Below are 20299 nucleotides of genomic sequence, written 5' to 3'. Positions count from 1 at the left end.
TCCGGAGCGGCGTCGATCTGGTCATACGCCTTGAACTCACCGAAATACTTCGTGATCGCTGCCGTCAGCGACGTCTTGCCGTGGTCGACGTGACCGATCGTGCCAATGTTCACATGCGGCTTCGTACGTTCAAACTTACTCTTCGCCATCGCCGTCGTTCTCTCGTCTTCTAGAACCGGTTGCGTCCGACCGGTTTACCCGGCCCTGTTATATAAATACATCGGACAGAACGGCAAGCCGCCTGCCCGTTACTTCCTCTCGGCCAAACCGCTCTCAAAATCTGGAGCGGGTAGCGGGAATCGAACCCGCATATTCAGCTTGGAAGGCTGCTGCTCTACCATTGAGCTATACCCGCACACTCAACGACTCCGAACTCCGGCAGTGGTGGAGGGGGTTGGATTCGAACCAACGTAGGCCAAGCCAACGGATTTACAGTCCGTCCCCTTTAACCACTCGGGCACCCCTCCGGTCACTGCCAGCGGAGTCGAGCGACTAGGCATTTTTCACGGGCGCTCCGCCTTGGAAGCAGGTGGCTCATCCGTGGGGCGCGTTATGCAGAGAAGCCCCTCACCTGTCAACAGGGGATTGGGGAAAAGTTCGGTATACCCACCCTGTCCGTGCTATATGGTAGCAACACGATTTAACTTTCGAAGACATCGGAAGGTTGGAAATATGAATAGGCCGCTTAAAACCATGCCGCCCGTTGCGGATAAAGCCGAAGAGCGGGCTTTCTGGGAAAGTCACGATTCCAGCGATTATGTGGATTGGCGGAAGGCCGAAAAGGTACGTTTTTCTAATCTGAAGCCGTCCGGAGCAAATCGTGCTTCGACGGAATCATTCTGACCCGTTCTGTACAGTTGTTGCGATGGAGGTGGCGAGGCATGGATTCCTGTGACAAGCACAGGAATGACGGAAGTGGGGATGGCTGCCCTTAAATGAAAGCCGTTGTGCATGCCGCGAGGTTGAAGATTATCAGCGACAATCAAAGTAATCCGTCATTCCTGTGCTTGTCACAGGAATCCATGCCTCGACATTGCCTTCGCCGCGAGGCTGAAGAAACTCTCCGTCAAAAACAAAATGCTCCAGGCATTTGCGTAGACAGCAGGCATGGTTATAACCCGCCCATGAACGACAAACAGCCTCCGAAATCACCCAAGGATTCCCACTATGCGCGCCTGCGCCGCCAGCACCGCGACCAGAAGGCTGGTGCGAGCAGTCAACGGCCCCGCCCTGCCCGCCCGGCGATCGAAGGAACCGCCGCGCCGGAAGGATTGATCCGGCTCTATGGCCTTCATACCGTCCGGGCCGCGCTCGATAATCCCGAGCGGCGAATTTTACGGATGCTGGTGACGAAGAACGCGCTGGCGCGGCTGGAAATCGCGGAGCCGCAGGAGCTCCCCTTCCCTGTTGAGATCGTGGAGCCGAAGGCGATCGATAAGGAGACCGGCTCGGATGCGGTGCATCAGGGCGTGATGATCGAAGCGGAGCCGTTGCCCGCTAAAAAGCTTGCCGATCTCGAAGAAAGCTCACTGCTGCTGGTGCTCGACCAGGTGACCGACCCGCATAATGTGGGCGCAATCATGCGCTCGGCGGTGGCGTTCGGCGCGGGCGCGCTCATCACCACGGCGCGGCACAGCCCGCAGGAATCAGGTGTTCTCGCCAAGGCCGCGTCCGGCGCGCTGGAAATGATTCCCCATATCGAGGTGCGCAATCTGGCGGAGGCGCTGGGCGAACTTCACGCGCTCGGCTTCACCACCATCGGCCTTGATTCGGAAGGGCCGATGGAGATGGAATCAGCGCTTTCCGGTGATAGAATCGCGCTGGTGCTCGGAGCCGAGGGCAAGGGCTTGCGGCAGAAGACGCGCGAGACGGTGACCGCGCTGGCACGGCTGGATATGCCGGGGGCGATCAAATCGCTGAATGTGTCGAATGCGGCGGCGATTTCGCTTTATGCGGTGCGTAGGTATTTAGGGCGATAGGCTCGCCCCTCCTTCCCCCTTGCGGGGAAGGACGGCGCCAGCCTTACGCCGTCGCAATATACGCCTTGATCTCTTCCGCCTCGCGCTCGACTTCCTCGATGCGCTTTTTCACCACGTCACCGATGGAGACGATGCCGTCGAGGCGGCCGTCGCGCTCGACGGGGAGGTGACGGAAGCGGTTGGTCGTCATGGTTTCCATCACCTCGTTGATGGTGTGATTCTCATGGCAGACATGGACCTTGCTGGTCATCAGCTCCGAAACCTTGCGCTCCAGCGCCAGGGCGCCCTCCCCCGCGATGGCGCGGACGATATCGCGCTCCGACAGGATGCCCTTGATCGCGCTGCCGCCATCGCAGACGACGAGCGCGCCGATGCGGTGCAGCGCCAGAATCGCCACCGCTTCCATCAGCGTGGCTTCGGGCCTGATGCTTATGACATTGCGCCCCTTGCTTTCGAGGATAGATCTCACCGTCATGGCTTCCTCCACCAAGTATTTATCAGCCGCATGATCCCTCCTCCTCTTCCGGCCTGATAGAATAATATGGTGCAGAGAAGCACGCGGTAAAGCTGGGCGCCAGAACTATTTTAACGATATCTTGCAACATCGAGCGGACTAGGACGGTCGAGAAGGCCAATACCGAGGAAGCCGACGATAAACCCGCCGATATGCGCCTCCCAGGCGATATTTGCCGCTTCGACCGATGGCGTCAGCGACACTAGCCCGACCAGGAGATTGGTGATGAACCAGACGGCGAGAAAGGTGAGGACGGTGCGTGAGGTCAATGCAGCGCCGATGGGCAGCAGCGGGCCGGCAAATTCCGACCTGTTCCGGTGCGAAGGCTCGGGCACCCGGCGGAAGCCATAGCGGGCGGCGGCGCCCATCATGCCGGAAATGACGCCGGAAGCGCCGACTAGCGGCGCCGCCATGGCGGGATCGACGATGTACTGGGCGAAGGCCGCGGCGATGGACGTCACGATCCAGAAGATCACCATCCGCACCGTGCCGATGCGGCCCGCGAGCGGAGAGCCGAAGGCGGCGAGCCACACCATGTTGACGGCGATATGGGCAAAGCCGCCATGGAGAAAGGAATAGGTGACGGCGGAGCCCCAGGCCGCCGGGTCCGCAAAGCCTCCGGCCAGCGAAAACCGCACGGGCCAGAAGGCCAGATTGACCATCACCCAGAGATTCTGCCCGCTATCCAGCACATAGTTCTGGGCCAGATAGGCCGCCACACACAGGGCGATGAAGATGAGGATGATGCCCGGAATGTTGAAAACCGGTTCGGACGTCCGCGCTTGCCTCAAGTGATTCTCCGGTGGATTGGGTCGGCTCCGAAAATTCTGCACCTTTTTCGGCTGATGCTCAATTATGGACGCCCATGGTAAAAGAAAAGGCCGTTCAGGAAAACCTGAACGGCCTGGCCGGGCCCCCACCCGTGCACGTAAGTCTGGAGAAAGTGCTGTAATGACAAAGGCTTCTTCCGATTGCTACCTTAGCCATAGATCAGCCGCCGATGCAATGGAAAGCATTTGTTAACCTTAACCGGCCGGCGCGGTGGATGAATAAAGGGTTAAGGTAGCCATTAACCCTTCCGGATGGCACGGTTCCTGCACCCCGAGTCTGGCAACGACAAATCCAAAGCCAAAGATGTGCCGCCACGGCACATGATCCGGAAATGAGACATACCGATGAAGCATGATGGCACAGCAGCGCTTCTGGCTTACTGGAACCGCATCCGCGGGAAGCGCCCTGCCCCGGAGCAGGCCGAGATAGAACCGGGCGCAATCGCACGGCAATTGCCCGATGTCTTTATCCTGGAGCTGCCTGACAATGTGGACGCGCGCTTCCGGCTGGCCGGAACGCGGCTTTGCACCATCTATGGCGGCGAACTGAAGAATTCGGAATTCCTTTCGCTCTGGTCGCAGGAAGATCGCGCGGGCATCCGGCAAGTCCTGCAGACGGTGTTCCTGAACAAGCGCGCCGCTGTCATCGACCAGGAAGGAAAAAGCCTGTCACGGCGCAGCGCGGCTTTCGAAACGCTGCTTCTCCCCCTGGCGGACGACCGCCTGATCGGATCTATGATTGCCGTTGATCCCCCCTATTGGCTCGGGGCGGACAGAATCACCGAAAACAGCGTGCGCGCGATCGATCTGATCGATCCACGCCGCGAAGCATTACAGGTCCCGCTCAAGGCCGCCGCCGGCGCAGGCGCTCCCCCCGTCTATCTGCAGGAACCTTTGCAGGTCACCAGCCCTGCGTCCCGAAGGTTCGGCCATTTGACCGTCCTCAAGGGCGGGAAGGCGTGAGAATATTCCTTACCCGATATTAACGTGCGCCGCTTACCATGTCCCAGCAGTAATTAAGCACATGCGCAGGAAAAGATGCACGCACAGGCGGACAGCCGCACCGGGGACGACGCTCCGCACAAGAATTTCAATCCGGTGAAGGTAAACCTTCACGGGCGTTACATGCTCGAGGACCGGACGGAATATTCCTGCATCGTCGCCGAGATGTCGCCAGGCAGCGCGCTGCTTCTTGGCAACCGCGTCGGGCGGATCGGCGAGCGAATCATCGCCTATGTCGATCATGTCGGCCGCATCGAGGGCAATGTGCTGCGCCAGATGCCGGATGGCTTTCTCCTGCTGCTTACTGCGTCGGAGCGCAAGAAGGACAAGCTTGCGGCGCAATTGACCTGGCTTGCCAACAAGCATGAGCTGGATCTGCCTGAAGACCGCCGCCATGAGCGCATCGCGCCGCGCAACCCGAACAATGTGCTGACCCTCGCAGACGGACGGCAATATCCCTGCCGGATCATCGACCTTTCACTCTCGGGCGCCGCCATCGAAATCGATGTGCGCCCGGCGCTGCGCACGCCCGTCACGCTGGGCCAAATGCGCGGCACCGTCGTGCGCCATTTCGAAGACGGCATCGCGATAGAGTTCGCGCATGTGCAGCAGCGGGAGATGCTGGAGGGGCTTTAAGAATTAAGCGCCCCCTTCCCCCTTGCGGGGAAGGTGTCCGCGGAGCGGACGGATGGGGGTGCTGACGTTTGCGCCACGTTCTTCAGCAGAGGCACAAACGTCGCCACCCCCACCCGGCCCTACGGGCCACCCTCCCCGCAAGGGGGAGGGACAGTCTTCACACATCCACCACCTTGCCCTCTTTCAGGGTCACCCGCCTGTCCATGCGGGCGGCGAGTTCGTGGTTGTGGGTGGCGATGAGGGCCGAGAGGCCGGACTGGCGCACCAGGGCTTCCAGCGCGTCAAAGACATACCCCGCCGTCTGCGGGTCGAGATTGCCGGTGGGCTCGTCGGCGAGCAGCACCAAGGGCGCATTGGCGACTGCGCGGGCGATTGCCACGCGCTGCTGCTCACCGCCGGAAAGCTCCGCCGGACGATGCGCGGCGCGCTGGCCGATCTTCATGTAATCAAGCAATTGCTGCGCCCGCTCGGCGGCGGCCTTTTTCGTCAAGCCGCGCACCATTTGCGGAATCATCACATTTTCCAGCGCCGAGAATTCCGGTAGGAGATGATGGAACTGGTAAACAAAGCCGACATCGTTGCGGCGGATGGCGGTGCGCTCCTCATCGGAAAGGCCGCTGCAGGAGCGCCCATCCAGTATTACATCGCCGCCGTCGGGGTGCTCGAGCAAGCCCGCCGTGTGCAGAAGCGTCGACTTGCCCGCGCCCGAGGGAGCGACGAGCGCCACCATCTCGCCGCGTCCCAGCGCGAAATCGGCCTTTTTCAGGATCGCCAGCTCGCGCCCGGCTTCCGAATAGGCGCGGTCGACACCGGAGAGCTGAAGGATAGGCGTTTTAACCGGCTTGCGCGCCATCACTCATACCTCAGGGCTTCGACCGGATCGAGCTTCGCCGCCCGCCATGCTGGAAAGAGCGTGGCGAGGAAGGAGAGACCCAGCGCCATCACGATGACCGAGATGGTTTCGCCGGGATCCATCTTGGCCGGCAGCTGGCTCAGGAAATAGAACTCCGGATTAAAGATGACCGTGCCGGTGAGCCAGGAAAAGAACTCGCGGATGCGCTCTATGTTGAGGCAGACGACAATTCCCAGCACCACGCCCGCCGCCGTGCCGGCGGTGCCGATGGCGGCGCCCGTCATCAGGAAGATGCGCAGGATGGAACCGCTCGTCGCGCCCATGGTGCGCAGGATGGCGATATCGCTGCCCTTGTCCTTCACCAGCATGATGAGGCCCGAGATGATGTTGAGCGCCGCCACCAGCACGATCAGCGTCAGGATCATGAACATCACGTTGCGCTCGACATTGAGCGCGGAGAAGAAAGCCTGGTTGCGCTGACGCCAATCCGTCAACAGCAGCTGGCGTCCGGCGACCTCCTCAATCGGCTTCTTCAGCGCGTCGACATTGTCAGGGTTATTGACATAAACCTCGATCGACTGGACCTTGTTGTCCTGGTTGAAGAAGAGCTGGGCCTCGGTGAGCGGCATGATGACGACCGATTTGTCGAAATCCGACATGCCGATCTCGAAGATCGCCACGACCTTATAGGCTTTGACGCGGGGATTGACGCCAAAGGGAGTGATATCGCCATCCGGCGATATGATGGTCAGGCTGTCGCCGATTGAGACACCGAGACTTTGGGCCATGCCGGTGCCGATCGCGATGCCGCCGCTCTCATCAAAACCCTGGAGCGTGCCCTGCTTCACATTGTCGGAAATCATCTTGAGCTTGGCGAGATCCTCGCCGCGCAGGCCGCGCACGAGCGCGCCGGTGGGGGTGCCGACATTGCCCTGAATGAGCGCCTGCCCCTCCACCAGCGGAATGGCGTAGGTGACGCCGGGAATGCCGTCGATGCGCTTGATGAGGTCGGCATAATCATCGAAAGGCCGGTCGATCGGCTGCATGACCAGATGGCCGTTGATGCCGAGGATACGGGTCAAAAGCTCGGCGCGGAAGCCGTTCATGACGGCCATAACGATGATGAGCGTCGCCACGCCCAGCATGATGCCGGTAAAGGAAAAGCCGGCGATGACCGAGATGAACGCCTCGCGGCGGCGCGCGCGCAGGTAACGCCACGCAATCATCCGCTCGAATGCGGAAAAGGGGCCGGAGCCCCTTCTCGTCTCGGCTGCTGCCGCCTCGCTCATGCCTGCCCTGCCAGCTTGTTGATCGCCGCTTCGACGGAGAGCGTCTCGCGTTCGCCGGTCGCGCGGTCTTTCAGCTCGACCTCGCCCGCCGCAACGCCGCGCGGGCCGACGATGACCTGCATCGGCAGGCCGATCAGGTCCATGGTGGCGAATTTCGCGCCGGGGCGCTCGTCGGTGTCGTCGAGCAGCGGATCGAGCCCGGCCTTGGTGAAGGCTTCATAGAGCTTTTCGGCAACCGCGTCGCAGGCTTCATCGCCCGGCTTCATGTTGACGATGCCGACGCCGAAGGGCGCAATCGACTTCGGCCAGATGATGCCGTTCTCGTCATGGAAAGCCTCAATCGTCGCCGCGACGAGGCGCGAGGGACCGATGCCGTAGGAGCCCATGGAGACCAGATGCTCCTTGCCGTCTGGCCCCTGCACCTTGGCGCCCATGGGCTCGGAATATTTGGTGCCGAAATGGAAGATGTGGCCGACTTCGATGCCGCGCGCGGAGACCTGATCCTCAGGCTTCACCTGCGTCCAGGCCGCCTCGTCATGCATCTCGTCTGTGGCGGCGTAGGGCGTCGTCCATTTGGTGACGATATCGGTCAGCTGCCGGTCGTTGCGGAAATCCGTATCGGCGCCGGGAACATCGAGGTCCAAATAGGCGCGGTCGCAATAGACCTGGCTCTCGCCGGTATCGGCGAGGATAATGAATTCATGGCTCAAATCGCCGCCGATGGGGCCGGTGTCGGCGCGCATCGGGATTGCCTGCAGGCCGACGCGGGCGAAGGTGCGCAAATAAGCCACGAACATGCGGTAATAGGCCATCTTCGCGCCCTCATAGTCGAGGTCGAACGAATAGGCGTCCTTCATCAGGAATTCGCGCGAGCGCATGACACCGAAACGCGGGCGCACCTCGTCGCGGAACTTCCACTGGATGTGATAGAGATTGAGCGGCAGGTCCTTGTAGGAGCGGACATAGGAGCGGAAAATGTCGGTGACCATTTCCTCATTGGTCGGGCCGAACAGCATGTCGCGTTCCTGCCGGTCCTTGATGCGCAGCATCTCCTTGCCATAGGCATCATAGCGACCGCTTTCGCGCCAGAGGTCCGCTGACTGAATGGTCGGCATCAGGATCTCGTTCGCCCCTGCCCGGTTCTGCTCCTCGCGGATGATGTCGCAGACTTTGTTGAGCACTTTCAGGCCAATCGGCAGCCAGGAATAGATGCCGGCGGATTGCTGGCGGATCATGCCCGCGCGCAGCATCAGCCGGTGCGAGACGATCTCCGCCTCCTTGGGGTTTTCCTTCAGAATGGGCAAGAAATAACGCGAAAGACGCATGGGACCACCGACCTTAAGAAACCTGAATGCTTGCAGAATCAGGCGAAAGCATGAGCAAAGCTAAAGGGTTCTTAGCGGCTTCTCATGCGGTTGCAAACCCGGCTGCACATAAGCGCGCCAAATCGCAGCCGGACAAAGGCTTCAGCCCCCTGCACTCTGATTCACCACAATAGCCTGGAATGAAAAATTTGCGTGACAATCCGTGAGCATTCCGCTATTTTTTTAATCATAAAGAGAAAGCGGGTATAAAACTGCTTTCCTACGCGGTCAAAGTCTTGGGAGGATGCGATCTCGGCGCGATTTTCCGCTGCCGCCGACTATACGGAGAGAGATCGGACGCGTATTGAATTGCAAGGCGCAAGCCTTGCTTTTTTTTTGGAGTTTCCCTCCCCCTTTGCGGGGAGGGTGGCCCGAAGGGTCGGGTGGGGGTGGTGACGTTTGCGCCACTCTCTCCAGCAAAAGCGCACCCGTCACCACCCCCATCCGCCCGCTAACGCGCGCACCTCCCCCGCAAGGGGGAAGGAGGGCGCTATTTCAAATCCGGGAAGAAATGCGGGATGTCATCCAGCCCGAAGCCTGCAATCTGCGTCAGATAATAAAACGCCGCGAAGATGATCGCCGACACCACAGTCGTGCGGAAGAAGGCAAGGCCGATGCGCGGGCGGGCGGGGGCGGAGGCGGTGGTGCCGAGCGTGACGTCGTTTTCTTCAGCCTGGGTGCGCAGGCCCACCGGCAGCAGCGCGAAGAGCGTGACCCACCAGATGATGAAATAGATCGCAAGAGCTGATCCTATTGCCATATATTACACCTCCTCCAACTCGATCAGCACGCCGTTGAAGTCCTTCGGGTGCAAGAACAGGACCGGCCTGCCATGCGCGCCGGTCTTCGGCTCGCTATCGCCAAGGACACGCGCGCCTTCGGCCTTCAAGCGGTCGCGCGCGGCGGCGATATCCTCTACTTCATAGCAGAGATGATGGATGCCGCCAGATGGATTCTTGTCGAGGAAGGCGCGGATGGGGGAGTCTTCGCCGAGCGGCTCCATCAGTTCGATCATGGTGTTGCCGACATCGACGAAGGCAACCGTGACGCCGTGCTCGGGTAACGGTTTTGGCGCGCCCGGCTCCATGCCGAAGGCGGTGCGGTAGAGCAGGATTGCCGCCTGGATATCCGGCACCGCTATGGCGACATGGTTGAGGCGGGTGAGCATGGCCGTCTAATGTCCCGCCCCTCGGCCAACCACCCCCCTCTGCCCTGCCGGGCATCTCCCCCTCAAGGGGGGAGATTGGCTGATATGGTCCGCGTCACTCTTCCTTCGACGTTGGTGATTGATGGAGACCGCAATGACAGCCCAATCTCCCCCCTTGCGGGGGAGATGTCCGGCAGGGCAGAGGGGGGTGTCGTCAAGCGAACACTTCACCGAAAATATCCCTACACCTTCGTCAAAAACACCGTCACCACCGGCTTCTTGCCCCAGGCCTCATTGGCGGCGGAGCGGATGGCGCGGCGGATGGCTTCGCGTAGGACTTCCAGATCCTTGCGGCGGGCGCGGGGGATGCTTTCGAAGGCGCTGACCGCGGCGTCGAAGAGGATGTCCTCCATCAGGTCGCCGGTTGCGTCCTCCTCAGGCAGGCCGACCGCCACCAGATCAGGGTCGCCGATGATGTTGTAATTGCCGTCGATGATGACGGACACGCCGACATGGCCGACATAGGAGAGCTTGCGGCGCTCGGTGATGCCGACTTCGTCCTCGTCGCCGATGAGCTTGCCGTCCTTGAAGACCCGGCCGAAGGGCGCTTCGTCGATGATTTCAGCCGGGCCGGGCGCAAGGCGCAGAATATCGCCGTTGCGCACCTGCGCCACCTCGGGAATGCCTTCCATGGCGCCGAGCGAGCCATGGGCGACCAGATGCGCGGCCTCGCCATGCACAGGCACGAGGACGCGCGGCTTGACCCAGGAATAAAGCCGCCGCAGCTCGTTGCGGCGCGGGTGGCCGGAGACATGGACGAGCGCGTCGTCATCGGTGATGATCTTGATGCCCTGCTCGATCAGGCGGTTCTTCGTCTCGATGATCGCCTTTTCATTGCCGGGAATGGTGCGGGAGGAATAGATCACCGTATCGCCGGCTGACAGCGCGACGCTACGCATCTCGTCGCGGGAAAGCTTCGCCAGCGCGGCGCGCGCCTCGCCCTGGCTGCCGGTCAGGATCATCACCACGTTTTCGCGCGGGATATAGCCGTAATCGTCTTCACTAAGAAAAGGCGGCAGGCCATCCATATAGCCCAGTTCCGTCGCCACCTCGATCGCCCGCTTCATCGAGCGCCCGAGCACCAGCACCTGACGGCCCGCATCCCGCGCGGCCTCGGCGATGGAGCGGATACGGCCGACATTGGAGGCGAAGGTGGTGATCGCCACGCGGCCGCGGGCGTTTTCGATGAGCTCGCGCAGGCTCTCGCCAACCTGCCGCTCCGAGGGCGAGTCCCCTTCCCGCATGGCATTGGTGGAATCGCAGATGAGCGCCAGCACGCCCGCCTCGCCCAAAGCGCGGAAGCGGTCTTCATCGAGAAGCGGCCCGAGCGAAGGTTCGGGATCGGACTTCCAGTCGCCGGTGTGGATGACGGTGCCGAGGGGCGTGGTGATGGCGAGCGATGCGGGCTCAGGGATCGAATGGGTGACGGGGATCGCCTCGATCTGGAAGGGACCAACGGTGAAGGTTTCGCCGGTGCGGTAGAGCGTGACCGGGATTTCCGGGGCGCTCTGCTCTCCCTGACGCTTGGCTTCCAGAAGGCCGGCGGTGAAGGGCGTGGCGTAGACCGGCACTTTCAGGCGCGGCCAGAGATCGAGCAGCGCGCCGTAATGGTCCTCATGGGCGTGGGTGATGACGATGCCATGGATGTTGCGACGCTCGGCTTCCAGAAAACGGATGTCCGGCAGGATCAGGTCGGCGCCCGGCAAGTCCGGTCCGGCGAAGCTGACGCCCATATCCACCACGATCCATTCGCGGTTGTTCTCCGGCCCGTAGCCATACATGGCGAGATTCATCCCGATTTCGCCGACTCCGCCCAGCGGCAGGAAGACGAGTTGGGCCGATTTAGGCTGGGGCATTCAATATCCTCACGGAAAGTTTTTAGTATTTCGCATTGTTGTTCAAACGTTTAGCACTGGGGGATCATCCAATGCTACCCTCCCCCGCAACTATAGTTCATTTTTAGACTGAAGGCTGTGCTCTACGCCGCCCCCGCCGACGCCACCGCGCCGAAATGCACGTCGCCGGCGTCGATGCGGATGCGGGTGCCCTCGGCATCGCGGATGACGAAACGGCAATCCTCGTCGATGGTTTCGAAGATGCCGCGCACCACGCGGTTCTCCACCCGCACCGCCACTTCCCCGCCCAGCCCCGCCGCGCGCTCGAGCCAGCGGGCGCGGATGGTTTTGAGGCCCCTGCCCTCGTTCCACAGCGCGTGGTTCTCGCGCCAAGCGTCAGAGAGGGCGACGAACAGCGTCTCCGCGTCGCAAGCGCTGCCGAGCGCTTTCAGCGAAGTGGCGGGGTATGGCAGGTCATCCGGGTGTGACACGATATTGACGCCGATGCCGATGGCGAGCGCGAAGCGGTTTTCAGGCAGCAGCGTCGATTCGAGCAGGATCCCGGAGAGCTTCGCGCCATCGAGCAGCACGTCATTGGGCCATTTGAGGCGGATATCAGGGGTGCCGGTGAGTACGGCGTCGAGCGCATCGGCCAGCGACAGGCCGGCAACGAATCCGAGGGTCGCGGCGGTGGTCAGTTCGTAGGATTCGACGAGAAGAAGCGTGGCGGCGAGGTTGCCTGATGGCGTCGACCATGCCCGGCCCCGGCGCCCGCGTCCGCTCTCCTGTTTTTTGGAGACGAGCCAGAGCTTGCCCTGATCGCCCGATTGCACGCGCTCAAGAGCGACGGCGTTGGTGGAGCCGACGGTTTCGAAGGATTCGAGGCGGTAGCCGCTTTGGGAGGCTAGGGGGGATAGGGAGAAGGTCATAGCGGAAAGGCCGGCGGGACGGTACTCCCCCTCTGCCCTGCCGGGCTTCTCCCCCTTAAGGGGGGAGATTGGCTGTCAGTTCCGCTTTCGCCAATCGTCAACGTTGCAGAACGAAGCACCGTCATCAGTGAAGGCCGATCTCCCCCCTTGTGGGGGAGATGCCCGGCAGGGCAGAGGGGGGTGAGCACCGCCATATCCGCTTAAAAGAACGGCTTCGCTGCAGCCTGCGCAATCGCCTCAAGCGGGCCGCCGATCAGGACGTAGAACAGCACGAAAGCACCGGAAAGGCCGAGGACCACGCGCAGCGTGCCGGAGACGGGCACGAAGCCTTCCGCGGGCTCGTCGAACCACATGATCTTGATTAGGCGCAGATAGTAGAACGCGCCGACGACCGAGGTGACGATACCGATAACCGCGAGCGGATAGAGGCCCGCATCGACGGCGGCGAGGAAGACATACCACTTCGCCCAGAAGCCCGCGAGCGGCGGAATGCCTGCCAGCGAGAAGAGGAAGATGGTCATGATCGTCGCCATGACGGGATTGGTGCGCGAGAGGCCGGCGAGGTCGCTGATGCTTTCCAGATTGCCGTTCTTTCCGCGCATGGCGAGGATGAAGGCGAAGGTGCCGAGCGTCATGACGAGGTAGATCAGCATATAGAGCGCAACGCCGCGCACGCCCATCGCCGTACCAGCGGCGAGGCCGACCAGCGCATAGCCCATATGGCCGATGGAGGAATAGGCCATCAGGCGCTTGATGTTGTGCTGGCCGATGGCGGCGAAGGCGCCGAGCAGCATGGAGGCGATGGAGATGAAGACGATCACCTGACGCCAGTCATGCGTCGCGGAGCCGAAGGCGCCCATGGTCACGCGCACGACCAGCGCCATCGCCGCCATCTTGGGGGCTGCGGCGAGGAAGGCGGTGATCGGCGTCGGCGCGCCTTCATAGACGTCGGGCGTCCACATATGGAACGGCACGGCCGAAATCTTGAAGGCAAGGCCGGCGAGCAGGAAGACGAGGCCGAAGATCAGGCCAAGCTGCGGCTTGCCGCTGGAGAGCGCCGCGGCGATCTGGTCGAAGCCGATATGGCCGGTGAAGCCGTAGATCAGCGAGATGCCGTAAAGCAGCATGCCCGATGAAAGCGCGCCCAGCACGAAATATTTGAGACCCGCTTCCGTGGACTTGACGCTGTCGCGGTTGATGGCGGCCATCACGTAAAGCGCGAGCGACTGCAGCTCGAGGCCGAGATAGAGCGTCAACATGTTGTTGGCCGATACCATCAGCAGCATGCCGAGCGTCGCAAGCACGACCAGCACCGGGAACTCGAAGCGGTCGAATTTTTCCTGCTTGGCGAAGCCCATGGACATGATCAGCGTGACGATGGAGCCGATCAGCGTCAGCACCTTCATGAAGCTGCCGAAGCCGTCATTGACGATGGCATCGCCGAAGGCCTTGCCCTCGGTGGGGCAGAAGATGATCAATGCCAGCGCCGCGAGCATCACCAGCACGGCGAGGCCGCTCACCGTCGCGCTCGCCTTCTCGCCGGCGAAGACGCCCACCATCAACAGCGCAAGCGCCCCTACCCCCAGAACCAGCTCCGGGGCAAGAAGCGTCAGTTGTGCAATCAGATCGGTCTGCATCAGGCTCTAGCCTCTTAATGTGCGAGCGCAACGCTGGCGGCGGCGGCCAGCGATGCATGGTACTGGTTGACGAGCGCGCTCACGGCGGCGGCGGTCACGTTGAACACCGGAGCCGGGTAGACGCCGAAGAAGATGGTGAGAACGATGAGCGGATAGAGGATGATCTTCTCACGCAGCGAGAGATCGAGCAGCCCCTTGAGGCTATCCTTGGTCAGCGCACCGAAGACCACCCGGCGATAGAGCCAGAGCGCATAGGCCGCCGACAGGATGACGCCGGTCGCTGCGAAGAAGGCCACCCAGGTGTTGACCTGGAACACGCCGAACAGCGTCAGGAACTCACCGATGAAGCCTGACGTGCCGGGCAGGCCGACATTCGCCATGGTGAAGATCAGGAAGGCGACGGCATATTTCGGCATGTTGTTGACGAGCCCGCCATAGGCCGCGATCTCGCGGGTGTGCATGCGGTCATAGACGACGCCGACGCACAGGAAGAGCGCGCCCGAGACGATGCCGTGCGACAGCATCTGGAAAATGGCGCCCTGGATGCCGAGCTCATTGGCCGCGAAGATGCCCATCGTCACATAGCCCATATGGGCGACGGAGGAGTAGGCGATGAGCTTCTTAATATCCTCCTGCACCAGCGCGACGAGCGAGGTGTAGATGATGGCGATGGCCGAAAGCGCGAAGACGAGCGGCGCGAATTCCGCCGAAGCGAGCGGAAACATCGGCAGCGAGAAGCGCAGGAAGCCGTAGCCGCCGAGCTTCAGGAGAATGCCCGCAAGGATGACGGAACCGGCGGTCGGCGCTTCGACGTGCGCATCCGGCAGCCAGGTATGGACGGGCCACATCGGCATCTTCACCGCGAAGGAGGCAAAGAAGGCGAGCCAGAGCCAGGTCTGCATCGAGGCCGGGAAATTATATTTCAGGAGTTCCGTGATGTCGGTGGTGCCGGCCTGCCAGGCCATCGCCATGATGGCGATCAGCATCAGCACCGAGCCGAGCAGCGTATAGAGGAAGAACTTGAAGCTGGCATAGACGCGGCGCTTGCCGCCCCACACGCCGATGATGATGAACATCGGAATGAGGCCTGCTTCGAAGAAGACGTAGAAGAGCACGATGTTGAGCGCGCAGAACACGCCGATGATCAGCGTTTCCAGAATGAGGAACGCGATCATGTACTCCTTGACGCGGTGCTGGACGGATTCCCAGCTCGCCAGGATGCAGAACGGCATCAGGAAGGCGGAGAGCACGACGAACAGCACCGAAATGCCGTCCACGCCCATATGGTAGGAAATGCCGGAGCCGAGCCATTCATGCTTTTCGACGAACTGGAAGCCTGCATTCGAAGGATCGAACTTGGCCCAGAGAACGAGCGAGAGCACGAAGACGACGAGAGTGGTCAGCAGCGCGATGTTGCGGATATTACGGCGCGCGGCGTCGCTGTCGTCCTTGATCAAAAGGATCAGGAACGCGCCGACGAGCGGCAGAAACGTGACCGTAGAGAGAATTGGCCAGTCGGTCATCAGAAAGAGCTCCCGAGCATCATCCAGGTGACGAGCGCGGCGACGCCGATAAGCATCGCGAATGCGTAATGATAAAGATAGCCGGACTGCAGCTTGACGACCCGGTCGGTGACGTCGACGACGCGGGCGGAGATGCCGTTGGGCCCGAGGCCGTCGATGATCTTGCCGTCACCGTCCTTCCAGAGCACCCGGCCCAGCCACAGCGCAGGACGGACGAAGAGGAAGTTATAGAGTTCGTCGAAGTACCATTTGTTGAGGAGGAACTGGTAGAGGCCGGGATGACGGCGGGCCAGCTCCTTCGGGGTTTCCGGCGACCGGATGTAGAATTGCCACGCGATCAGGAAGCCGAGCAGCATGGCGACGAAGGGCGAAGCTGCCACCCAGGCCGGAACATGATGGTGTTCCTCGAGCATGTGATTGTTCGGAGCCGTGAAGAGCGCGCCCTTCCAGAACTCGGCATATTCATGGCCGAAGAAATATTCGCGGAAGACAAAACCGGCCAGAAGCGCCCCGATGGAAAGCACGAACAGCGGGAAGAGCATCACCGGCGGCGATTCATGGACGTGGTGCATGACCTCGTGCGAAGCGCGCGGCTTGCCGTGGAACGTCATGAAGATCAGGCGCCAGGAATAAAAGCTGGTGAACAGCGCAGCGATGACGAGCAGCCAGAAGGCGTAGCCGGCAGCAGGATTGTGCGAGACGAAGGTCGACTCGATGATGGCGTCCTTGGAGAAGAAGCCGGCGGTGCCGATTTCCGTGAAGGGAATGCCGAGGCCGGTCAGCGCCACCGTGCCGATGATCATGGTCCAGTACGTGGTCGGGATCAGCTTCCTGAGGCCGCCCATGTTGCGCATGTCCTGCTCGTCGGAGACGGCATGGATGACCGAGCCGGCGCAGAGGAACAGCAGCGCCTTGAAGAAGGCGTGGGTGAAGAGGTGGAACACACCCGCGCCGAACGCGCCGACGCCGAGCGCCGCGAACATATAGCCGAGCTGCGAGCAGGTCGAATAGGCGATGACGCGCTTGATATCGTTCTGCACGAGGCCGACCGTCGCCGCGAAGAAGGCGGTGGTGGCGCCGATGATGGTGATGAAGGTCAGCGCCGTCTGCGACAGTTCGAACAGCGGCGACATGCGCGCCACCATGAACACGCCCGCGGTCACCATGGTCGCGGCATGGATGAGCGCCGAAACCGGGGTCGGGCCTTCCATCGCGTCCGGAAGCCAGGTGTGAAGCAGGAACTGCGCCGACTTGCCCATCGCGCCCATAAAGAGCAGCAGGCAGACGATGGTGACCGCGCCCTGCCGGTCGAGCGAATAGCCGAGGAAAGTGAGAACGGTCTGGCTTGCATCCGCACCGCCGACATAATTCGACGCGGCGGCAAAGACCGTGTCGTAATTGACGGCGTTGAAGAGGACGAACACGCCGAAGATGCCGAGCAGGAAGCCGAAATCACCGACGCGGTTGACGACAAAAGCCTTCATGGCAGCGGCATTGGCCGAGGGCTTCTGAAACCAGAAGCCGATGAGCAGATAGGAGGCAAGGCCGACGCCTTCCCAGCCGAAGAACATCTGCACCAGATTGTCGGACGTCACCAGCATCAGCATCGCGAAGGTGAAGAGCGACAGATAGGCGAAGAAGCGCGGCCGATGCGGATCGTGGTGCATATAGCCGATGGAGTAGATATGCACGAGCGCCGAAACTGTGTTGACCACGACAAGCATCACCGCCGTCAGCGTATCGATGCGCAGCGCCCAGTCGAAGGAGAGCGAGCCGACATGGATCCATTGCAGGACCGGAACGCGCACGGTCTCGCCATGGCCGTTCATGGCCACCTGGAAGAAGACGACCCAGGAGAGGATTGCGGCGATGACGAGGAAGCCGGAGGTGACGAATTCGCTGGCCTTGGCGCCGATCTTGTTACCGAACAGGCCGGCGATCAGGAAGCCGAGAAGCGGAAGGAAGACGATTGCGAGATAGAGCATTTGCCCGTCAACCTTTCATAACATTGACGTCTTCCACCGCGATGGAGCCGCGGTTGCGGAAGAAAACAACGAGAATTGCGAGGCCGATGGCCGCTTCGGCGGCTGCGACCGTCAGAACGAAAAGCGCGAAGACCTGACCGACCAGATCGCCCAGCGCCGCCGAGAAGGCGACGAAGTTGAGGTTCACGGCAAGAAGGATCAGTTCAACGGACATCAGGATAACGATGACGTTCTTGCGGTTCAGGAAGATGCCGAAGACGCCGAGCGTGAACAGAACGGCCGAAACGGTCAGATAGTGTGCGATACCGATTTCCATCATAAGTTTCCCGTCAAAGTCCCTTGCCCGTCTCGACCTTCTTGATCTCGATCGCGGTGGCCGGCGTGCGCGCCACCTGCTGCGGGATCGACTGGCGCTTGACGCCATGCTTGTGGCGCAGGGTCAGCACGATCGCGCCAATCATCGCCACCAGCAGGATGAGACCCGCAATCTGGAAGAAGAGGACATAGTTGGTATAGAGGATATCGCCGAGCGCGGCGGTGTTGGTGCGCGTCGCCAGATCCGGGATCGGCTGCGCGACACTGGTGGCGAGCTGCGGCGAGAAGGCATGGCCGCCGAGCACGATGATCAACTCCGCCGCCAGCACAATGCCGACCAGCGCGCCGATGGGCGCATATTGCAACGCGCCGCTCTTCAGTTCAGCGAAATCGACGTCGAGCATCATGACGACGAAAAGGAAGAGCACGGCCACGGCGCCGACATAAACCACCAGCAGAATGAACGCCAGGAACTCAGCGCCCGCCAGCAGAAACAGCGCCGCGGCGTTGAAGAAGGCGAGGATGAGGAACAGCACCGAATGCACGGGATTGCGCGCCGCGATCACCATGAAGGCGCTCGCGATCAAGATAAAGGCGAATAGGTAGAAAAACGCCGCCGCTAGACCTGTCAGCATGGGGATACCCCGACTGTTCCTCTATTCGCGACGGATTGCCCGCGCGATTGTTTGTATTTCAACGTCACCTCCCGCCGAGCCTCAAAAGGCCCGACGGATAGGGACATCCGTTCGATTTTCGTCCCCCTCTCCTACCCTACGCAGGGAGGTTTGGGGGTATTGGGGGCACTTTGCCCCTTCTTCTTACTGTCCGAACCGCACTCAGCGGTACGGCGCGTCCATTGCGATGTTGCGCGCCAGCTCCCGCTCCCAGCGGTCGCCGTTCGCCAGGAGCTTTTCCTTGTCATAGTAAAGCTCCTCGCGCGTCTCAGTCGCGAATTCGAAGTTCGGGCCCTCAACGATGGCGTCCACTGGGCAGGCTTCCTGGCAGAAGCCGCAATAGATGCACTTCACCATGTCGATGTCGTAGCGCACGGTGCGGCGGGTGCCGTCATTGCGGCGCGGGCCGGCCTCGATGGTGATGGCCTGCGCCGGGCAGATCGCCTCGCAGAGCTTGCAGGCGATGCAGCGCTCTTCACCGTTGGGATAACGGCGCAGCGCATGCTCGCCACGGAAGCGCGGGCTAGTCGGTCCCTTTTCGAAGGGATAGTTCAACGTCGCCTTCGGCGCGAAGAACTGGCGCATCGAAAGGAAGAACGCGCCCACGAACTCCTGCAGAAGAAGCGATTTTGCGGCTTGAGCAAGGGAAGCCATTGTCTTTCTCCTTAAGCCAGACCGGTCAGTTTCAGGAAGAAGGCGGTCGCGATCACCATGAAGAGCGAGATCGGCAGGAACACCTTCCAGCCCAGCCGCATCAGCTGGTCATAGCGGTAGCGCGGGACGAATGCCTTCACCATCGCGAACATGAAGAAGCAAAAGCACAGCTTCAATACGAACCAGATGACGCCCGGCACCCAGTTCAGGAACCACACATCGACCGGAGGCAGCCAGCCGCCGAGGAAGAGAATGGTGGTGAGGGCGCACATCAGCGTGATGGCGACATATTCGCCGAGGAAGAACAGGAGAAACGGCGTCGAGGAATATTCGATCATGTGACCGGCGACGAGTTCCGATTCCGCTTCCACCAGATCGAAGGGCGGACGGTTGGTCTCCGCCAGCGCCGAAATGAAGAAGATGATGAACATCGGGAACAGGCCGAGCCAGTGCCAGTCGAGGAAGGATGCCGGCAGGCCGAGCATGGTGCCGAGGCCGGTCTCCTGCGACATGACGATGTCGGTCAGGTTCAGCGAGCCGACGCAGAGCAGCACGGTAACGATGACGAAGCCGATGGAGACTTCGTAGGACACCATCTGCGCCGCCGAGCGCAGCGCGCCCAGGAACGGATATTTCGAGTTCGACGCCCAGCCGCCCATGATCACGCCATAGACCTCGAGCGAGGAGATGGCGAAGATATAGAGAATGCCGACATTGATGTTGGCGATGGCCCAGCCCTGATTGACCGGAATCACCGCCCAGGTCGCCAGCGCCAGCACGGCGGAGACGAGCGGGGCGAGCAGGAACACCGCCTTGTTGGCGCCGGACGGAATGACCGGCTCCTTGAAGAGGAACTTTGTCAAATCGGCGAACGACTGAAGCAAGCCGAAGGGGCCGACAACGTTCGGACCACGGCGGAGCTGCACTGCCGCCCAGATCTTGCGGTCGGCAAAAAGCAGATAGGCCACGCAGATGAGCAGCACCACGAGCAGGAGAATCGACTTCAGCGCGATGAGAATCGCGGGCAAGACGTATGTTGCTAAAATACCGTCCATTTTCCGTTTCTTTCCTCG

21 protein-coding genes and 2 tRNA genes are annotated in these 20299 nt (G+C 61.4%); 4 read left to right on the top strand and 19 right to left on the bottom strand.

Translation table 11 applies throughout. The annotated features are described in order from the left end of the window. The 3 genes from ACOWVG_RS03760 to ACOWVG_RS03750 all read right to left on the bottom strand — a co-directional run. A partial coding sequence (locus ACOWVG_RS03760) for a GTP-binding protein (RefSeq protein WP_375677306.1) occupies positions 1–149 on the bottom strand: 149 nt, incomplete at its 3' end. 132 nt (positions 150–281) lie between these two features. Continuing rightward, a tRNA-Gly gene (locus ACOWVG_RS03755) sits at positions 282–355 on the bottom strand. A 27-nt stretch (positions 356–382) separates the two neighbouring features. Then, a tRNA-Tyr gene (locus tag ACOWVG_RS03750) sits at positions 383–467 on the bottom strand. Between the two features lie 85 nt (positions 468–552). Here ACOWVG_RS03750 and ACOWVG_RS03745 point away from each other — a divergent pair. After that, a complete protein-coding gene (locus ACOWVG_RS03745) occupies positions 553–843 on the top strand; it encodes a CopG family antitoxin (RefSeq protein WP_420960128.1) in 291 nt (96 codons plus the stop codon). A gap of 281 nt (positions 844–1124) precedes the next feature. Further along, entirely contained in the window at positions 1125–1979 is an 855-nt protein-coding gene (rlmB, locus tag ACOWVG_RS03740; protein ID WP_420960127.1) for a 23S rRNA (guanosine(2251)-2'-O)-methyltransferase RlmB, read from the top strand. Positions 1980–2022: 43 nt separating this feature from the next. Here rlmB and ACOWVG_RS03735 read toward each other — a convergent pair whose 3' ends face one another. Beyond that, positions 2023–2454 (bottom strand): CBS domain-containing protein, encoded by a 432-nt coding sequence (locus ACOWVG_RS03735; protein WP_420960126.1) that lies wholly within the window; start codon positions 2452–2454, stop codon positions 2023–2025. Between the two features lie 110 nt (positions 2455–2564). After that, positions 2565–3284 carry a rhomboid family intramembrane serine protease gene (locus ACOWVG_RS03730; protein ID WP_420960125.1) on the bottom strand — a complete coding sequence of 240 codons (720 nt, stop codon included), beginning with the start codon at positions 3282–3284 and terminating at the stop codon, positions 2565–2567. Positions 3285–3668: 384 nt separating this feature from the next. Between ACOWVG_RS03730 and ACOWVG_RS03725 the strand changes: the two genes are divergently transcribed. After that, the gene (locus ACOWVG_RS03725) at positions 3669–4286 is read left to right on the top strand and encodes a PAS domain-containing protein (protein WP_420960124.1); all 618 of its coding nucleotides are present in this window, start codon (positions 3669–3671) and stop codon (positions 4284–4286) included. Between the two features lie 75 nt (positions 4287–4361). After that, the gene (locus ACOWVG_RS03720; protein WP_420960123.1) at positions 4362–4961 is read left to right on the top strand and encodes a PilZ domain-containing protein; all 600 of its coding nucleotides are present in this window, start codon (positions 4362–4364) and stop codon (positions 4959–4961) included. Positions 4962–5118: 157 nt separating this feature from the next. Here the strand turns inward: ACOWVG_RS03720 and ACOWVG_RS03715 are convergent, their stop codons facing one another. From ACOWVG_RS03715 to nuoH, 14 genes are all read right to left on the bottom strand, one after another. Beyond that, a complete protein-coding gene (locus ACOWVG_RS03715; protein WP_420960122.1) occupies positions 5119–5814 on the bottom strand; it encodes an ABC transporter ATP-binding protein in 696 nt (231 codons plus the stop codon). Then, the gene (locus tag ACOWVG_RS03710; protein ID WP_420960121.1) at positions 5814–7103 is read right to left on the bottom strand and encodes a lipoprotein-releasing ABC transporter permease subunit; all 1290 of its coding nucleotides are present in this window, start codon (positions 7101–7103) and stop codon (positions 5814–5816) included. Before ACOWVG_RS03710 ends, ACOWVG_RS03715 begins: the two co-directional genes overlap by 1 nt. Beyond that, the gene (proS, locus tag ACOWVG_RS03705) at positions 7100–8428 is read right to left on the bottom strand and encodes a proline--tRNA ligase (protein ID WP_420960120.1); all 1329 of its coding nucleotides are present in this window, start codon (positions 8426–8428) and stop codon (positions 7100–7102) included. Before proS ends, ACOWVG_RS03710 begins: the two co-directional genes overlap by 4 nt. 529 nt (positions 8429–8957) lie before the next feature. Continuing rightward, the gene (locus ACOWVG_RS03700; protein WP_420960119.1) at positions 8958–9227 is read right to left on the bottom strand and encodes a DUF1467 family protein; all 270 of its coding nucleotides are present in this window, start codon (positions 9225–9227) and stop codon (positions 8958–8960) included. A 3-nt stretch (positions 9228–9230) separates the two neighbouring features. After that, positions 9231–9635, bottom strand: a complete 405-nt coding sequence (mce, locus tag ACOWVG_RS03695; RefSeq protein ID WP_420960118.1) for a methylmalonyl-CoA epimerase — start codon at positions 9633–9635, stop codon at positions 9231–9233. 221 nt (positions 9636–9856) lie between these two features. Further along, complete coding sequence (locus ACOWVG_RS03690) at positions 9857–11530, bottom strand: ribonuclease J (RefSeq protein WP_420960117.1); 1674 nt, start codon at positions 11528–11530, stop codon at positions 9857–9859. A gap of 122 nt (positions 11531–11652) precedes the next feature. Continuing rightward, a complete protein-coding gene (locus ACOWVG_RS03685; RefSeq protein WP_420960116.1) occupies positions 11653–12438 on the bottom strand; it encodes a biotin--[acetyl-CoA-carboxylase] ligase in 786 nt (261 codons plus the stop codon). A 200-nt stretch (positions 12439–12638) separates the two neighbouring features. Continuing rightward, the gene (gene nuoN / locus ACOWVG_RS03680) at positions 12639–14075 is read right to left on the bottom strand and encodes an NADH-quinone oxidoreductase subunit NuoN (RefSeq protein ID WP_420960115.1); all 1437 of its coding nucleotides are present in this window, start codon (positions 14073–14075) and stop codon (positions 12639–12641) included. A 14-nt stretch (positions 14076–14089) separates the two neighbouring features. Further along, positions 14090–15598, bottom strand: coding sequence for an NADH-quinone oxidoreductase subunit M (locus ACOWVG_RS03675; RefSeq protein WP_420960114.1), 1509 nt, complete (start codon positions 15596–15598; stop codon positions 14090–14092). Next, a complete protein-coding gene (gene nuoL / locus ACOWVG_RS03670) occupies positions 15598–17583 on the bottom strand; it encodes an NADH-quinone oxidoreductase subunit L (protein ID WP_420960113.1) in 1986 nt (661 codons plus the stop codon). Before nuoL ends, ACOWVG_RS03675 begins: the two co-directional genes overlap by 1 nt. Positions 17584–17590: 7 nt before the next feature. Beyond that, on the bottom strand, positions 17591–17899 hold the full coding sequence (gene nuoK, locus ACOWVG_RS03665) for an NADH-quinone oxidoreductase subunit NuoK (protein ID WP_068881842.1): 309 nt from the start codon (positions 17897–17899) through the stop codon (positions 17591–17593). A 13-nt stretch (positions 17900–17912) separates the two neighbouring features. Beyond that, on the bottom strand, positions 17913–18533 hold the full coding sequence (locus ACOWVG_RS03660; protein ID WP_420960112.1) for an NADH-quinone oxidoreductase subunit J: 621 nt from the start codon (positions 18531–18533) through the stop codon (positions 17913–17915). A 201-nt stretch (positions 18534–18734) separates the two neighbouring features. After that, the gene (gene nuoI, locus ACOWVG_RS03655) at positions 18735–19226 is read right to left on the bottom strand and encodes an NADH-quinone oxidoreductase subunit NuoI (RefSeq protein ID WP_420960111.1); all 492 of its coding nucleotides are present in this window, start codon (positions 19224–19226) and stop codon (positions 18735–18737) included. 11 nt (positions 19227–19237) lie between these two features. Then, complete coding sequence (gene nuoH, locus ACOWVG_RS03650; protein WP_420960110.1) at positions 19238–20281, bottom strand: NADH-quinone oxidoreductase subunit NuoH; 1044 nt, start codon at positions 20279–20281, stop codon at positions 19238–19240. Positions 20282–20299: the final 18 nt, after the last annotated feature.

Source organism: Brucella sp. IR073 (assembly GCF_049065735.1).
GTDB lineage: Bacteria > Pseudomonadota > Alphaproteobacteria > Rhizobiales > Rhizobiaceae > Paramesorhizobium.
Note: the sequence above shows the minus strand (reverse complement) of the source record. Positions and strands in the feature narration are given on the sequence as shown.

Excerpts from the sequence above, each read along its gene's own strand:
- ACOWVG_RS03685 (WP_420960116.1), bottom strand. The coding sequence starts at position 12,438 with ATGACCTTCTCCCTATCCCCCCTAGCCTCCCAAAGCGGCTACCGCCTC.
- ACOWVG_RS03700 (WP_420960119.1), bottom strand. The coding sequence starts at position 9,227 with ATGGCAATAGGATCAGCTCTTGCGATCTATTTCATCATCTGGTGGGTC.
- nuoH (WP_420960110.1), bottom strand. The coding sequence starts at position 20,281 with ATGGACGGTATTTTAGCAACATACGTCTTGCCCGCGATTCTCATCGCG.
- ACOWVG_RS03660 (WP_420960112.1), bottom strand. The coding sequence starts at position 18,533 with ATGCTGACAGGTCTAGCGGCGGCGTTTTTCTACCTATTCGCCTTTATC.
- ACOWVG_RS03720 (WP_420960123.1), top strand. The coding sequence starts at position 4,362 with ATGCACGCACAGGCGGACAGCCGCACCGGGGACGACGCTCCGCACAAG.
- rlmB (WP_420960127.1), top strand. The coding sequence starts at position 1,125 with ATGAACGACAAACAGCCTCCGAAATCACCCAAGGATTCCCACTATGCG.
- nuoI (WP_420960111.1), bottom strand. The coding sequence starts at position 19,226 with ATGGCTTCCCTTGCTCAAGCCGCAAAATCGCTTCTTCTGCAGGAGTTC.
- ACOWVG_RS03690 (WP_420960117.1), bottom strand. The coding sequence starts at position 11,530 with ATGCCCCAGCCTAAATCGGCCCAACTCGTCTTCCTGCCGCTGGGCGGA.
- ACOWVG_RS03675 (WP_420960114.1), bottom strand. The coding sequence starts at position 15,598 with ATGACCGACTGGCCAATTCTCTCTACGGTCACGTTTCTGCCGCTCGTC.
- ACOWVG_RS03710 (WP_420960121.1), bottom strand. The coding sequence starts at position 7,103 with ATGAGCGAGGCGGCAGCAGCCGAGACGAGAAGGGGCTCCGGCCCCTTT.
- ACOWVG_RS03735 (WP_420960126.1), bottom strand. The coding sequence starts at position 2,454 with ATGACGGTGAGATCTATCCTCGAAAGCAAGGGGCGCAATGTCATAAGC.
- nuoK (WP_068881842.1), bottom strand. The coding sequence starts at position 17,899 with ATGGAAATCGGTATCGCACACTATCTGACCGTTTCGGCCGTTCTGTTC.
- mce (WP_420960118.1), bottom strand. The coding sequence starts at position 9,635 with ATGCTCACCCGCCTCAACCATGTCGCCATAGCGGTGCCGGATATCCAG.
- ACOWVG_RS03745 (WP_420960128.1), top strand. The coding sequence starts at position 553 with ATGCAGAGAAGCCCCTCACCTGTCAACAGGGGATTGGGGAAAAGTTCG.
- proS (WP_420960120.1), bottom strand. The coding sequence starts at position 8,428 with ATGCGTCTTTCGCGTTATTTCTTGCCCATTCTGAAGGAAAACCCCAAG.
- nuoL (WP_420960113.1), bottom strand. The coding sequence starts at position 17,583 with ATGCTCTATCTCGCAATCGTCTTCCTTCCGCTTCTCGGCTTCCTGATC.
- ACOWVG_RS03715 (WP_420960122.1), bottom strand. The coding sequence starts at position 5,814 with ATGGCGCGCAAGCCGGTTAAAACGCCTATCCTTCAGCTCTCCGGTGTC.
- ACOWVG_RS03725 (WP_420960124.1), top strand. The coding sequence starts at position 3,669 with ATGAAGCATGATGGCACAGCAGCGCTTCTGGCTTACTGGAACCGCATC.
- nuoN (WP_420960115.1), bottom strand. The coding sequence starts at position 14,075 with ATGCAGACCGATCTGATTGCACAACTGACGCTTCTTGCCCCGGAGCTG.